This is a genomic window from Microbacterium sp. HMWF026 (assembly GCF_003061325.1).
Lineage (GTDB): Bacteria > Actinomycetota > Actinomycetes > Actinomycetales > Microbacteriaceae > Microbacterium > Microbacterium testaceum_E.
In genome coordinates this window covers 1-13,931 of sequence record NZ_QAJB01000368.1, presented here as the reverse complement: position 1 = coordinate 13,931, position 13,931 = coordinate 1, and the positions used below count along the sequence as shown (strand labels likewise).

The following is a 13,931-nucleotide window of genomic DNA, read 5'->3' as shown; positions in this document are numbered from 1 at the left end:
CCGCCATGCCGCTGGACCCGCCGACGAGCAGGCCCTCTTCGCGGGCGAGGCGGCGGGTCATCGCGAACGACTCGGCGTCGGAGACGCGCTCGTACGCGTCGACGAGGGTGGGGTCGAACGCCGGGGGCCAGAAGTCCTCGCCGACGCCCTCGACGTCGTAGCCGTGGATGTCGTCGCCCGAGTAGATCGAGCCCTCGGGGTCGACGCCGACGATCCGCACCGATGAGCCGGCGACCTCGCGCAGGTAGCGTCCCGTGCCGGTGATGGTGCCGCCGGTTCCGACGCCGGCGACGAAGTGCGTCAGCGCACCGTCGGTGTCGCGCCAGATCTCGGGACCGGTGGTCTCGTAGTGGCTGCGGGGGCCGTTGGGGTTGGCGTACTGGTTGGGCTTGAAGGCCCCGGGGATGTCGCGCACGAGCCGGTCGCTGACGCTGTAGTACGACCGCGGGTCGTCGGGTTCGACGTTCGTGGGCGTGACGACGACCTCGGCGCCGTAGGCGCGCAGCACCGCGCGCTTGTCCTCGGCGACCTTATCGGGCACCACGAACACGCAGCGGTACCCGCGCTGCTGCGCGACGAGGGCGAGTCCCACCCCGGTGTTGCCGCTGGTGGGCTCGACGATCACGCCGCCGGGTCGCAGGTGGCCGTCGCGCTCGGCCGCGTCGACGATGTTCGCGGCGATGCGGTCCTTCGCCGAGCCTCCGGGGTTGAAGTATTCGATCTTCGCGAGCACGGTGGCGGCGATGCCGTCGGTGACGCGGGAGAGGCGGACGAGGGGGGTGTCACCGACGAGGTCGGCGACGCTCTGGGCGTAACGCACGGTGTGATCCTGTGGGGTCGATGCGCCGGAACGGCGCGGCTGACGGGGTCGTCGAAGAAGAACGCGGGGGGCGTTCAGCGACAACAGCGACAGGTCAGCACGCGGCCAGCATACCCGAGGGATCGGCCGGTCGCGCCCGCACGGCCGATCACGCGACCGCGCCGAGGAACTCCTCGAAGCTCTGCGCCGGGCGACCGGTCACGCGCTCGACGTCGTCGGAGACCCCCGCGAGGTCGCCGCTGGCGATCGCGGTGTAGGTGCTGACCCACGCGTCGACCTGCCAGCGCGGCGCGCCGAAGGCGGCGCGCGAGGCGTAGGCCTCGTCGACCGTCTCGTCGTGGAAGCGCACCGGGTGCCCGCGGACGGCCGAGATCTTCTCGGCGACCTCGGCCAGGCTCAACGCCTCGGGACCGGTCAGGTCGTAGGCGGTGTCGGCGTGCGCGGCGGGATCCCGCAGCACCGCCACCGCGGTGGCGGCGACGTCGGCGCGCGAGACGAGCGAGCAGCGGCCCTCACCGGCCGGTCCGCGGATGACGCCGTCGTCCCCCGCGAAGAGCTCCATCATGTCCATGTAGAAGTTGTCGCGCAGGAACGTCCACGACATGCCCGACGCCCGGATGATCTCCTCGGTCGCGGCGTGGTCGCGCCCTAGCGTGAAGACCGCGTCGGGCGCGGCCGCCAGGAACGACGTGTAGACGATCGACCGGACGCCCGCGGCCGCGGCCGCCTCGACGAAGGTGCGGTGGTGCTCGACGCGGTCGGCGGTCTCGGACGCCGAGACCATCAGCAGGGTGTCCACGCCCTGCAGGGCTTCGCGGACGGCATCCCCCTCGGAATAGCGGGCGACGTGCACCTCGGCTCCGTCCAGGCGGGGAGCGCGCGAGGCGTCGCGCACCACCAGGCGCTGCGGAATGCCGCGGGCGGCGAGATCGCGGGCGACACGACCTCCGACGGCTCCGGTGGAGCCGGTGACGGCGACGACGGGCGACTGGGACATGCGGCCTCCGGAGACGAGTGGGCGGTCCTCTCAGCGTAGGACCTGGCCGTCACCGTCGGCCGGGAACCGGCTAAGAAGCCGGGACGACCAGACGCGACACGCGCACGCGCACGCTCGCGGGCGTCTCGTCGTCGCCCGCACCCCGCGCCGCCGCGGCCACGGCTGCCGCCACGGCCGCCGCATCGTCGTCGCGCGAGACGCCGATGCACACGGTGATCGCCCGAGCTCCGGCGGTCTCGTCGACCGCGGTCAGCGAGCCGTCGGCGTCGGTCACGTGCTCGAACGCCCGCGCCACGACGGGACGAGCGGAGTACACCTCGCGCACGCCCTCGACCGCGGTGACGGCCAGATCGATGCGCGGGGCCAGTTCGGCCGCGGTGATGGTGGTCATCGGTCTTCCCCCTCATCGATGTGGACGTCGCCGACCGTCACGTCGACCCGGCCCACCCTCAGATCGCCGTGCTGTTCGATCGCGGAACGGATGCCGTCGCGCATCTGCTCGACGACGGCGGCCATCGGGCGCCCGAAACGCACGCTCACGGTCACGCGGACGTCGAGCGGGGCCTCGGGCTCGGCCTGATCGACGCGCACCCGCCCGACGAACAGACCGTCGATGCCGTCTCCGACGCCCCGGATCAGCTCGTAGAGCGCGCCCTCGGTCACCACCAGTTCGGTGCCGTCCGCGGTGCGCGCGAGGGGGATGTCGCGCCCCGCGCGGAACTCGCGCATGACCTCGCGCATGATGTCGTCGTACCAGGACTCGGCCAGGGGCTCGGCCGCCTGCTCCTCGACGATCTCTCGGGAGAGGCGCCCCATCCGGTCCATGGACGCCAGAATGGCCTGGCACTCGGCGTTGCGCTCGATCGCGGGGATGCGGGGGGTGCGTCCGCGGTCGAGGTAGGCCGAGAGGTCTTCGAGGGAGTAGCCGGAGCCTCCGATGTCGTCGCCGTTCTCGCTCATCATGGTCACCTCCACTCCTGCATGCGTTCCAACACGGTCTTTCGGGCACGGGCGAGACGACCGCGCACGGTCGCCGCCGATTCACCCACCTCGACGGCGATCTCGTCGTAGCTGTGACCGCCGACCTCGCGCAGCACCCAGACCACGCGCAATTCCTCGGGCAGATCGGCGAGGACCCTTTTGAGGGCGTCCATCTGCGACGACGCCACCGCGGCCCGCTCGGGGTCGTCCTTCGCGGACACCATCTCTTCGTCGATCTGATCCGAGATCTTCCGCGAGCGCATCCGATCGGTGACCTTGCGCGAGACGATCGTCGTCAACCAGCTTCGCACCTTCTCGGGATCGGTCAGGTCCGGCAGACGGCGCCACGCCGTGATGAGCGCCTCCTGCACGCAGTCGTCGGCGTCCGCGCGCGAGCCGGTGAGGCGCGTCGCGAAGGCGACGAGGAAAGGGGCGTGCCGGCGCACGAGGACGCCGAACGCGAGTTGGTCGCCGTCGGCCGCGCGCGACGCGAGAAAGGCGTCGGTGGCGGAAGACAAAGAGGGCATCGCGGTTCCTGTCAGCAATCTTTCAGCGACGGATCGTGACGTTTCACGAACCCGTCCCGTCCACATAGCGAAACACCCCGGTACGTCTTCGGTCCGGGATCTTGACGAAAGGACGCTCCTCATGGCAAACACCACCTCCTCCACCGACGCCCGCGCCAACGGCGGCAAGACCGTCATCGTCGACCCCGTCGTCGCCAAAGTCGCCGGCATCGCCGCGGCCGAGGTTCCCGGCGTGCACGCCCTCGGTGGCGGCGCGGCCCGCGTCATCGGCAACATCCGCCAGGCCGTGGGCTCGAAGGACTACGCCCAGGGCGTGAGCGTCGAGGTCGGCGAGACCGAGGTCGCCGCCGACATCGCCATCCAGGTCGACTACCCCGAGCGCATCCAGCGGGTCGCCTCGAACGTCCGCGCGGCCGTCGAGAAGGCGATCAGCGAGATCGTCGGCATGAAGGCCGTCGAGGTCAACGTGACGGTGGTCGACGTCTTCATCCCCGGCGACGACGACGAGCAGGAGGAGGCGCGCGTCCACTGACGTGCCGTCCCCGGCCCGCGAGCTGCGGCTCGCGGGCCTTCGTCGTCCCACGACCCGGCGTCAATCCGCTGAACGATGTCGGAGCCGCCCGCTAGCCTCGGCGGCATCCTCCCTCTCACCCCCAGGAGTCCCATGCGCATCGCCCTCACCGGCTCGTCCGGCAAACTCGGCACCGTCGTCGCGCGCGAACTGCGCGCCGCGGGCCACGACGTCATCGGCCTCGACGTGCGCGGCGAGCGCGGTCCCGGCTTCGTCCAGGTCGAGCTCACCGACTACGGACAGGTGATCGACGCGCTCGCGGGCGTGAACGACCAGCACCAGGGGTTCGACGCGGTCGTCCACCTGGGCGCGATCCCGGCCCCCGGCATCCGCTCCGACATCGCGACCTTCCACAACAACATGACGAGCACGTTCAACGTGTTCTGGGCGGCCGTGCGGCTCGGCATCCGCCGCATCGTCTACGCGTCCAGCGAGACCGTGCTGGGGCTGCCGTTCGACGTGCCGCCGCCCTACATCCCGGTCGACGAAGAGTACGCACCGCGCCCCGAGTCGGTGTACTCGCTGGTCAAGACCCTCGAAGAGCGCCTGGCGACCGAGCTCGTGCGCTGGCACCCCGACCTGTCGGTCACCGCACTGCGGTTCTCGAACGTCATGGTGCCCGAGGACTACGCCGAGTTCCCCTTCGACGCCGACGCCCGCACCCGCAAGTGGAACCTGTGGGGTTACATCGACGCCCGCGACGGCGCCCAGGCGATCGAGCGCGCCCTGCAGACCGCTCCGGCGGGCTTCGACACCTTCATCATCGCCGCGGCCGACACCGTGATGACCCGGCCCAACGCCGAGCTGGTGGCCGAGGTGTTCCCCGACACCCCCGTGCACGGCGACCTCGGCGAGAACACGACCCTGCTGTCGATCGACAAGGCGCGACGCCTGCTCGATTACGACCCGCAGCACTCCTGGCGCGACGAGCGCTGACCCCGGCCCGGCGGGGGCGTGACAGACTCGGCGGATGGATGCCGAGAACCCCACCACGCCCCCTCCGGCACCGCACGACGACGAGCCCGTGATCCCGCTGCCCACCGCGCACGAGAAAGAGGTCAGCTACCTCGCGCGCAGCGGTGCGGTGGTGACCCTGCGTCTGATCGACACGGGCCGCTTCGAGGTCAAACTCGACACCCGCGGCGACTACACCGCCGTGCTGCTCTTCGACGGCGAGACCTTCGCGCTGCACCCGGCACCCGGCGTGCACGCGATCGGCGGCACGGGTCTGACCGCCACCGATCTGTACGAACGGTTCTGACCCGCGCGCGCAAGCCCCGCCGTCAGCCGGGTCGCCCCGGTTTGACTGAGGTCCTCGACCTGCCGGGAGGACCACCGTGAGCCATGACGCCGACACCTACGACATCGCCGTGATCGGCGCGGGCCCGGCCGGAACCGCCGCCGCCCTGCGCGCCGCCGAACTCGGCGCGTCGGTGGTGGTCCTCGAGGCCGGGCGCGTGGGCGGCACGTGCGTCAACACCGGGTGCGTCCCCACGCGCGTACTCGCCAAGGCCGCGCGCCTGATGCGCGAGACCCGCTCCGCCGACGACTATGGCATCGTCGTGGACGAACCGCGCGTGGACTGGACGGCCGTCGTCGCGCGCGTGCACGAACGGGTGGATGCCGTGCGCTCCATCAAGCGCGAGGCCGAGCGTTTCGCGGCAGCCGGCGTCGACCTCGTGCACGAGGGCCGCGCGCGCTTCGCCGACGATCACACGCTCGTCCTCGACAGCGGCCGCCGCGTGCGCGCCGAGTCGATCCTCGTGTGCGTCGGCGGGCACTCGCGCCGCCTGCCGATCCCCGGCGCGGAGCTGGCCACCGTCCCCGAGGACGTGCTGTCGCTGACCGAGCTGCCGGACCGCGTCGCCGTGATCGGCGCGGGCAACACCGGGGCGCAGCTCGTGACGGTGTTCCGCTCCTTCGGCTCCGAGGTCACGCTGCTCGACGTGGCTCCGCGGGTGCTCATGGCATCCGATGCCTCCATCTCACGGGCCATCGCCGAGGCCCTCACGGGTCACGGCGTCGACGTGCGCACCGGTATCGACACGGTCGAGCGTCTCGACCGGCAGGACGACGGGTCGATCCGACTCACCTGGCGCGAGGGCGGGGACGCCCGCACGGTCGATGTCGACGTCGTCGTCATGGCGACCGGGTGGCCCGCCGACGTCGAGGACCTGGGCCTCGAGAACGCGGGCGTCGAGGTGGAGCGCTCGGCGATCCCCGTCGACCGGTACTTCCGCACGATCGTGCCGCACATCCTGGCGGTCGGCGACGCGAACGGCCGCGACATGCTCGTGCAGGCGGCCCAGTTCGAGGGCGAGGCGGCGGCCGAGAACGCCGTCCTCGGCGCCAACCGGCGCACGCCCCATCACCTGCTGCCCGCCGGCGGGTTCACCGACCCCGACTACGCCGGAGTCGGCCTGACCGAGGAGCAGGCGCGCGACCGCGACCCCTCGTGCGTCGTCGCGACCGTGCGGTTCGCCGCGCTGGATCGCGCGGTCATCGACGATCGCGAGAACGGCTTCCTCATGCTGATCGCCGACCGGCGTCGCGAACTCGTCCTCGGCGCCCACGCCGTCGGCGAGAACGCGGTCGAGGTCATCCAGTCGGTCACCACGGCGATGGCCGCCGGCATCGACGTGGCGACGCTCGCGGGGGTCCGCTTCGCCTACCCGACCTACAGCGCGGTGATCGGCAACGCGGCGCGGGCGCTCCTGCACGCCGACGCCCCCGCACTGCTGGAGTGACACACTGAGACCGTGACCGCCGCCGATCCCGTCCCGACGACCGCGCCCGCCGGCTCCCCTGCCAAGCGGGGACGCCCCGGGTACGACCGCGACGGCATCCTGGACGTGGCTGTCCGGCTGTTCAACGAGCAAGGGTACGACGCCACGAGCGTGTCGGACCTGGCCCGCCGTCTCGGCCTGACCAAGTCCGCGCTCTACCACCACTTCTCCTCGAAGGAGGAGCTGCTCTCGGTTGCGCTCGAGGCGGCCCTGGGCGGTCTCGAGGCGGTGCTCGACCAGCCCGCGGCCCGTACCGGAGCGGCATCCGACCGCCTGCGGTTCGTCCTCACCGGCGCGACCGACGTCCTGGTCGCGCAGCTGCCCGCGGTGACCCTGCTGCTGCGCGTGCGCGGCAACAGCGCGGTCGAGCAGGCCGCGCTCGAGCGCCGGCGCGTCTTCGACCACCGCGTCACGGCCCTCGTCGCCGCGGCGCAGGCCGAGGGCGAGGTCCGCGACGACGTCGACGCCGCCGTCGCCGCGCGCCTGCTGTTCGGCATGATCAACTCGGTCGTGGAGTGGTACCGGCCCGGCGGCGGGGTCGACGGCGATCGACTCGGCGCCGACATCGTGCGCATCGCGCTCGACGGTCTGCGCACCCCCTGACGGCGGATGCGCTGCCGCCACGTCATTCGCCCTGAAGCGGCGCACGAGAGCACGCACGACGCGCGAAGGGGCCCCGCGCGACGCGCGGAGCCCCGGGGACGCGACCGATCAGGCGCGCAGGTCGACGCCCTTCGGCTCTTTGATGAGCGAGACGGCGACGAGCGACACCAGGGCCGCGACCGCGATGTAGGCGCCGATGGTCCACGAGGCGCCGGTCGAGCGCAGCAGCGCCTCGGCGATCATGGGGGCGAAGGCGCCGCCCAGGATGGCGCCGAGCGCGTAGCCGATCGAGACGCCCGAGTAGCGCACGTTGGCGGGGAACATCTCGGCGTACAGCGCGGCCTGCGGGCCGTACGAGAGCCCCAGCCCGAAAGTCATCACGAACAGCGCGACGAAGTACCAGACGATGTTGCCGGTGTCGATGAGGAACCACATCGGCACGGCCCAGATCGCCAGCAGCAGGTAGCCGAGCTGGAACGTCCGCACACGACCGAGGGTGTCCGAGAGGCGGCCGCCCCACAGGGTGAATCCGAGCCAGCCGAAGGATGCCAGGGTCGTCGCCAGCAGCACGGTGGGACGCGCGAGCCCGAGGACGGTGACCGTGTAAGTGGCGAAGAACGCGATGAGCAGGTACCCGGCGGCGTTGTTGCCGATGAACACCAGCGCGGTCAGGATGACCTGACGCCAGTTCTTTCGGAAGAGCTGACCGAGCGGAGCGGAGGATTCCTTGCGGCGGCGCACGAGGTCCTCGAAGACGGGGCTCTCCTCGACCGCGCGACGGATAATGTACCCGACGACGATCAGCACGATCGAGAACAGGAACGGCACGCGCCATCCCCAGGCCAGGAACGCCTCGGCCGACATCGACGAGGTGAGGACCCACAGCGTCGCCGTGGCGAGGATCATGCCGACCGGGACGCCGATCTGCGGGTACGCGCCGAAGTATCCGCGACGGTTGACGGGGGCGTGCTCGACCGAGAGCAGCGCGGCGCCGCCCCATTCGCCACCGGCCGAGAAGCCCTGCAGCACGCGCAGCAGGATGAGCAGCACCGGAGCCGCCACGCCGATCGCGGCGTAGGTGGGCAGCACGCCGATGAGGGCGGTCGACACGCCCATCATGATGAGCGTCAGCACGAGCATCTTCTTGCGGCCGAGGCGGTCGCCCAGGTAGCCGGCCACGATCGCGCCGAGGGGGCGGAAGAGGAACGAGATGCCGATCGTCGCGAACGACAGCACCTGCGCGATGGCCGGGTCGGTCTGGGCGAGAGGGGCGAGGAACAGGGGCGCGAGCACGAGCCCGGCCGCCTGGGCGTAGATGAAGAAGTCGTACCACTCGATCGAGGTGCCCACGAGGGTCCCGGCGAGCACGCGCCGTTCCTCTCGCGAGATTCCGGTCGTGGTGGCACGGGTGGACGCCGCTGTCTGCGAGGCCATGAGAACTCCGTCGTTCTGTGGGGCAGGGTCGAACTCGACGGCACCTGTTACCGACCGAGCGTTCAGTAATAGTGTCAGAGGTACGCCCGTCCGACAAGAGGACGGCGGAAGGAGCCGCCATGACCCCCTGGACGATCGTCCCCGGAGCCCTCGACGAACGCCTCGGCATCGTCGTCACCGCGCAGTCGGCCGACGGGGTGTCGGCATCCATGCCCGTCGACGGCAACACGCAATCGCTCGGCCGCCTGCACGGCGGCGCCACGGCAGCGCTCGCCGAGGCGGTCGGGTCGTGGGCGGCGATGATCCACGCCTCGACGCTCGGCAAGGTGTGCGTGGGCGTCGACCTGAACATCACCCACCATCGCGGCGCCCGCGCCGGGCGCATCCACGCCGTCGCCACGCCCGCGCACCGCGGCCGGCGCGTGGCCACCTACGACGTGCGGGTCGTCGACGACGAGGACCGGCTCGTCGCCACGGCGCGCATCACGAACCTCATCGTCGATGGCGAGTGACGCCGCGTCTCGCGACGATCCGGGCGCGACGCCGCCCTCTGGCATCCTGGATGCCATGACGAGGATCCGAGGGAGTGCACCGCCCCCATGCGGTGCACCCCCTCGCCCGTCGATGTCAGTCCCGAACATCTCTCGACGGGCGTTTGGGTGCCATCTCGAAGCCGGAGACGACACCCACCCCCATCAGTGCGGTGTCGCCCGCGCCCCGATCCTTACAGCGACCCGAAAAATTTTTTCCGTGGCCTCCGCCGTAAGGTTTCCGCTGCGCGCGACACAGCCCTTGCGAACGAGCGGAGTCGTCCGCCCGTGACCGACGAGCAGGACTTCGTGGCTTTCTTCCGCGAGCATCACAACGCCGTCCTCCGCTTCATCGAGCGGCGGGTGTCGGACCGTGAGGCCGCGGCCGACCTCACGATGGACTGCTTCGAGATCGCGTGGCGCAAGCGCGACCCGCGCGATCCGTTCGGGCTGCCGTGGGTGTACCGCACCGCGCGCAACCTGATCGCGAACGAATATCGACGACGAGAACGGGAGGGGGCGCTGTGGACGCACATCGAGGATCACGTCCGCACCCTCGCGAGCGAGTCGGAGCCGGCACGGGTCCGCGACCTGCTCGAGGCGATGCGGGCCCTGCCCGAGGCCGAGCGCGAGATCCTCTGGTTGACGTACTGGGAAGAGCTGCCCGCCGCCGAGGTCGCGATCGTGATGGGCATGAGTTCGGGCGCGGTGTGGACGCGACTCAACCGCGCGCGGGCCAAGCTGCGCCCCCTGCTGCAGGCCGCCCCGGTGCCCGCCGAGGGGGTGGGCGATGAACGACGATGAGCTCGCCCGCGTCATGCGGCGCCTCGACCCCGCGGGCACGCCCGCCGACGCACCGATCCCCCTCGACGCCGAGCGGCGTCTGCGCGAGATCGTCGGACGACCCCCCGTGGCACGCCGTCGCTCCACCGCCCGGCGCCGCCCCCTGCTGGCGTGGACGTCGGCCGCCGCCGCCGTCGTCGTCATCCTCACCATCGTCACCGGAGTGCTGTGGATGCCGGCACCCTCGGCATCCGCCCTCACTCCCACTCCCCTCGTCTACACCTCCGCGCCGGCCGACCCCGCTGAGGCGGTCGCCGCCGCGCGGGCTCAGCTCGCGCGGGACGACGACGGGGTGATGGCCGAACGCCGCTCCTTGTCGCTCGGGTGGTACTTCAGCGCGTCACCCGACGGCGCCGAGGCCACCGTGTTCCGTCGCGAGTGGGTCGATCTGCGCTGGAACGAGGACTTCTCGGGTTCGATCGTCACCACGGCCGCCGAGGCGACCGACGCCGACGGTGACACCGTCCCCGCCGGCGAACCCGCCCCCGGCACGGTCGTCGCCGAATCGCGGTACGTGCAGAACCAGTTCCGACCGCTGTCGCCGGCGCCCCCGGCCCCCACCGCCGACGCGATGCGGGAGCTGCTGCGCACATCCGTCGGCGCCGAGGGCGAGCTGACCGCCGGTGACGCGATCAACGGCGCGCGCACGCTCCTGGGCGAGTGGACGCTGGACGACGCCCAGCAGTCCGCGCTGCTCCAGGCCGTCCTCGAGGCCCCCGGCCTGCGTGCGCTCGGCACCACCCGCGACCGCATCGGCCGCGAGGTGATCGGCCTGGGCGGCATCCCGTCCTCGCCGTCGAACGCGGATGTCACGCTTCTGATCTCGGCCGACACCGGCCGTATCGTCGGTTTCGAGTCGGCCCTGGTCGAGGCGAACACCGATCTCGACCTTCCCCCCGGGTCCCTGACCGAGTACGCCCTGTGGGACGTACGCGACCGAGAGGATGCTCCCCGATGAGCGGTACCGCCGACCTGCACCCCGACATCGCCGCGGCGTTGGACGAGATCCCCGGGGGCGTGGTCATCGACTCCCATCACGCCCACTGGCCCGAGCTCGGGATGAGCATCGACGTGCCCGACGAGAACGAGCGCGCCGTCGGCAGCTGCGCCACCGGCAACGTCTGCGCCTACAGCGGCTCGGGACTGTCGGGAACGCGCGTGTCGTGGTCGACGTGCGGCACCTACGCGCCCGGCATCACGGTGCGATCGATCGCGAACGCCCGCTCGGCGGGGTACGCGCAGGCGCGATCGTCGTCGGGCTCGGTGCTGGCCACGGCCATTGCGGGGTCGTCGGCGAACGTGTCGGGGTCCGTCGCCGACGTGCGCTGCGTCCCGTAAGTCGCGAGCCGAGGACCGCCCTCAGCGCCACGGCCGCGCGGAACGCGCGCGCCAGTAGTCGACCGGATCCACCGCGAGCCCCGCGAGCACGGCCGCATCGATCGGGTGTGCCGCGGCGGCGGCGCCGGCGCGCAGGTGCTCCCGCGTCGTCGCCCCCACCAGCACCAGGTCGGCGAACGGCTGGGCGCGTGCGACGCCGATCGCGAAGGCGTCGGGAGAGACCCCGGATGCCACGCGCTCGAGGTCGCCACTGGTCACAGCCGTCGCCAGTTCGCCGTTGGCCAGCACCTCTTTCAGCACGACCGTCCAACCGGCGTCGTGCGCCGCGGCAAGGGCGTCCGAAACGGTCGACTCGCGCAGGTTCCACGTCGCCTGGACCGCGCGGAACGGGGTGTCGTCGAGGGCCAGGGCCGTCCGCAGCACCTCGCCCTGATGGGGACCGCTCGTCGACAGCCCCACCGTCACCCCGCTCTCGCGCAGGGCCCGCAGGCGCGCCATCACGGCGGCGTCCGCGAGCACGGGACTGTCGGGCGTGACGGAGTGCACGAGGTACAGGTCGGGGGCCGAACCGAGGGCGTCGAGCGTCTCGGGCCACTGCCTGTCGAACATCGCGGCCGAGTGCTCTTTGCGCTCGTGGACGTCGGCATCCATCCGCCACCCGCCGACGTACGCGTAGCCCCACTTCGACCCGATGGTCAGGTCGCCACGGCGTTCGGGATGAGCCGCGAGCCACGCCCCGAGGAACTGCTCGGCGTACCCGTAGGACCGCGCCGCATCGATGTAGCGGATGCCGAGACCCCACGCCTCGTCGAGCAGCTCGTGCGCCCGCGTGCGCATCGCGTCGATCGACCGCTCGGCGGGGTCGCCCAGGTCGGCGTCGCGCGCGGTCGTGATGTAGGCGGGACGGCCGACGGCGGCGAGGCCGAGACCGAGGCGGGCGGCGTTCATGCTCCGACGCTAGCGGGCCGCGGCGACCCGGCGGCGGGAACACGACGGAAGGTGCGGCGGTTGCATCCCGCGTCGGCCGCGGGTGCGCGCCGGCGTCTCAGCCCGGAGCGAAGCCGATATGTCCTACCCCGACACCCCCGCCGACGACCGGCAGCCGATCTGCCCCGCGTGCGGCATCACGATGCACCCCCTGCTCGACGAGGGCGAGGCGGTCGACGAGTGCCGAGACTGCGGCTTCCAGCTCGAATGGTCGGCGCCGCGACGCGCGCGCCGCGAGGACGACGACGACGATCGACCGCACTCGCGCTGGGACGACGAGGACTGAGCCTCACCGGCTGCGATTACGGCGCACCTCGATCGCGCTGAGCACGAGGGCGGCACCCGAGAACACGACCGACACGGCGAGCGCGACGGTCAGCGCGGCGCTGAAGGCACCCGGATCAGCCGCCGGCGACCCCGGACCCGCGGCGCGCGGGACGCCGGTCAGCACGAGCACGAAAGCGGTGCCGAGCACCGTCTGTCCGATCGACGACCCCACCCGCTGGGCGGTCTGCACGACGCCGCCGGCGACACCGCCGCGGACCGGATCCACCTCGGCCAGCGTCAGCGTCTGGTTGGGCGTGACGATCGAACCGCCCGCGATGCCGAGCACCAGCAGCGGCAGGCACAGTCGCAGGATGACCGCGGCGGGATCGGTCTCGTCGGGTGCCGCGTGCACGACGACGCCGAGCAGCACGGTCACGAGCGTGAACACCCCGACCGCGACCAGCAGCAGGGGGCGCCCCACGCGCGAGATGAACCGACCCGCGAGCGGCGCGCCGAAGACGGTCCCGACCGCGTACGCCGTGACGCCGAGGGCGGACTGCAGGGCCGAGAAGCCGAGGCCGTCCTGGTAGTACAGCGCCAGGACGAGCGGGATGCCGGTGTTGCTGCAGAAGAACACGACGGCGAACACGACGCCGGTCACGAACGACCGCACGCGGAACAGGCGCAGATCGAGCAGCGGCGCGGCATCCGCCCTCGTCAACCGAGCCTCGTGACGGATGAAGCCGGCCAGCACGATCGCCGCGGGCACGAGCAGCAGCAGGGCCGGCGCGCCGCCCGCCTGGCCGCTCTCGACGATCGGGAACAGGATGCCGAACAACCCCGCCCCCAGCAGGGCCGCCCCGAGCAGGTCGAGCCGCCCCGCCGCCGCCGCGGCCGGCGCATCGGGGGGCACCCAGCGCCGCGCCAGCAGGACCGCCGCGATACCGATCGGCACGTTGATGAAGAACACCAGACGCCACCCGACGTCCTCGCCGCCCGCCGCGATCAGCAGCCCCGCGACCACCGGGCCGAGAGCGGTGCCCGCTCCCACGGTCAGACCGAGACGGCCGAACGCGCGCCCCCGCTCTCCTGCCGGGAAGACGCTCTGGATGAACCCCGACACCTGCGGACCGATCATGCCGCCGAACAGTCCCTGGACGACCCGCGCGGCGATGAGCACCTCGGGGGTCGGGGCGAGACCCACCGCGGCGCTCGCGAGGACGAATCCCAGCACGGCGATCGTGAAG

At 71.9% G+C, this 13,931-nt stretch carries 18 protein-coding genes; 10 read left to right on the top strand and 8 right to left on the bottom strand.

Annotated features, from left to right (window positions below):
* The 5 genes from DBR36_RS13740 to DBR36_RS13720 all read right to left on the bottom strand — a co-directional run.
* Positions 1–820: PLP-dependent cysteine synthase family protein (locus DBR36_RS13740; protein WP_258222854.1), on the bottom strand; the 820-nt coding region annotated here is incomplete at its 3' end.
* A gap of 148 nt (positions 821–968) precedes the next feature.
* Complete coding sequence (locus DBR36_RS13735) at positions 969–1,817, bottom strand: SDR family oxidoreductase (RefSeq protein ID WP_108320278.1); 849 nt, start codon at positions 1,815–1,817, stop codon at positions 969–971.
* A gap of 70 nt (positions 1,818–1,887) precedes the next feature.
* Positions 1,888–2,208, bottom strand: coding sequence for a hypothetical protein (locus DBR36_RS13730; RefSeq protein ID WP_108320276.1), 321 nt, complete (start codon positions 2,206–2,208; stop codon positions 1,888–1,890).
* Positions 2,205–2,780, bottom strand: coding sequence for an Asp23/Gls24 family envelope stress response protein (locus tag DBR36_RS13725; protein ID WP_108320274.1), 576 nt, complete (start codon positions 2,778–2,780; stop codon positions 2,205–2,207). The genes DBR36_RS13730 and DBR36_RS13725 overlap by 4 nt, the downstream gene beginning before the upstream one ends.
* A gap of 2 nt (positions 2,781–2,782) precedes the next feature.
* The gene (locus tag DBR36_RS13720; protein WP_108320272.1) at positions 2,783–3,325 is read right to left on the bottom strand and encodes an RNA polymerase sigma factor; all 543 of its coding nucleotides are present in this window, start codon (positions 3,323–3,325) and stop codon (positions 2,783–2,785) included.
* A 121-nt stretch (positions 3,326–3,446) separates the two neighbouring features.
* Here DBR36_RS13720 and DBR36_RS13715 point away from each other — a divergent pair, with 121 nt between their 5' ends.
* The 5 genes from DBR36_RS13715 (at position 3,447) to DBR36_RS13695 (ending at position 7,285) form a co-directional block, all read left to right on the top strand.
* Positions 3,447–3,857, top strand: a complete 411-nt coding sequence (locus tag DBR36_RS13715) for an Asp23/Gls24 family envelope stress response protein (protein ID WP_108320270.1) — start codon at positions 3,447–3,449, stop codon at positions 3,855–3,857.
* A 132-nt stretch (positions 3,858–3,989) separates the two neighbouring features.
* Complete coding sequence (locus DBR36_RS13710) at positions 3,990–4,832, top strand: NAD(P)-dependent oxidoreductase (RefSeq protein ID WP_108320268.1); 843 nt, start codon at positions 3,990–3,992, stop codon at positions 4,830–4,832.
* Between the two features lie 34 nt (positions 4,833–4,866).
* Positions 4,867–5,157: a hypothetical protein gene (locus DBR36_RS13705; protein ID WP_108320266.1), complete on the top strand. Its 291-nt coding sequence runs from the start codon at positions 4,867–4,869 to the stop codon at positions 5,155–5,157.
* A gap of 76 nt (positions 5,158–5,233) precedes the next feature.
* Complete coding sequence (locus tag DBR36_RS13700; protein WP_108320264.1) at positions 5,234–6,643, top strand: NAD(P)/FAD-dependent oxidoreductase; 1,410 nt, start codon at positions 5,234–5,236, stop codon at positions 6,641–6,643.
* Positions 6,644–6,655: 12 nt separating this feature from the next.
* Positions 6,656–7,285, top strand: coding sequence for a TetR/AcrR family transcriptional regulator (locus DBR36_RS13695; protein ID WP_108320262.1), 630 nt, complete (start codon positions 6,656–6,658; stop codon positions 7,283–7,285).
* Between the two features lie 108 nt (positions 7,286–7,393).
* Here DBR36_RS13695 and DBR36_RS13690 read toward each other — a convergent pair whose 3' ends face one another.
* Positions 7,394–8,719 (bottom strand): MFS transporter, encoded by a 1,326-nt coding sequence (locus DBR36_RS13690; RefSeq protein WP_108320261.1) that lies wholly within the window; start codon positions 8,717–8,719, stop codon positions 7,394–7,396.
* 119 nt (positions 8,720–8,838) lie between these two features.
* On the opposite strand from DBR36_RS13690, the gene DBR36_RS13685 reads away from it, so the two are divergent.
* The 4 genes from DBR36_RS13685 to DBR36_RS13670 all read left to right on the top strand — a co-directional run bounded on the left by DBR36_RS13685 (position 8,839) and on the right by DBR36_RS13670 (position 11,430).
* Positions 8,839–9,231, top strand: a complete 393-nt coding sequence (locus tag DBR36_RS13685) for a PaaI family thioesterase (protein WP_108320259.1) — start codon at positions 8,839–8,841, stop codon at positions 9,229–9,231.
* A 306-nt stretch (positions 9,232–9,537) separates the two neighbouring features.
* Positions 9,538–10,053: an RNA polymerase sigma factor gene (locus DBR36_RS13680; protein WP_165801250.1), complete on the top strand. Its 516-nt coding sequence runs from the start codon at positions 9,538–9,540 to the stop codon at positions 10,051–10,053.
* Positions 10,040–11,050, top strand: a complete 1,011-nt coding sequence (locus DBR36_RS13675) for a hypothetical protein (RefSeq protein ID WP_108320255.1) — start codon at positions 10,040–10,042, stop codon at positions 11,048–11,050. Before DBR36_RS13680 ends, DBR36_RS13675 begins: the two co-directional genes overlap by 14 nt.
* Positions 11,047–11,430, top strand: a complete 384-nt coding sequence (locus DBR36_RS13670) for a peptidase inhibitor family I36 protein (protein WP_108320253.1) — start codon at positions 11,047–11,049, stop codon at positions 11,428–11,430. The genes DBR36_RS13675 and DBR36_RS13670 overlap by 4 nt, the downstream gene beginning before the upstream one ends.
* 21 nt (positions 11,431–11,451) lie before the next feature.
* On the opposite strand, the gene DBR36_RS13665 is transcribed toward DBR36_RS13670, so the two are convergent.
* Entirely contained in the window at positions 11,452–12,378 is a 927-nt protein-coding gene (locus DBR36_RS13665) for an aldo/keto reductase (protein WP_108320251.1), read from the bottom strand.
* Between the two features lie 118 nt (positions 12,379–12,496).
* Here DBR36_RS13665 and DBR36_RS13660 point away from each other — a divergent pair, with 118 nt between their 5' ends.
* Entirely contained in the window at positions 12,497–12,703 is a 207-nt protein-coding gene (locus DBR36_RS13660) for a zf-TFIIB domain-containing protein (RefSeq protein ID WP_108320249.1), read from the top strand.
* Positions 12,704–12,706: 3 nt separating this feature from the next.
* Here the strand turns inward: DBR36_RS13660 and DBR36_RS13655 are convergent.
* A partial coding sequence (locus DBR36_RS13655; RefSeq protein ID WP_108320247.1) for an MFS transporter occupies positions 12,707–13,931 on the bottom strand: 1,225 nt, incomplete at its 5' end.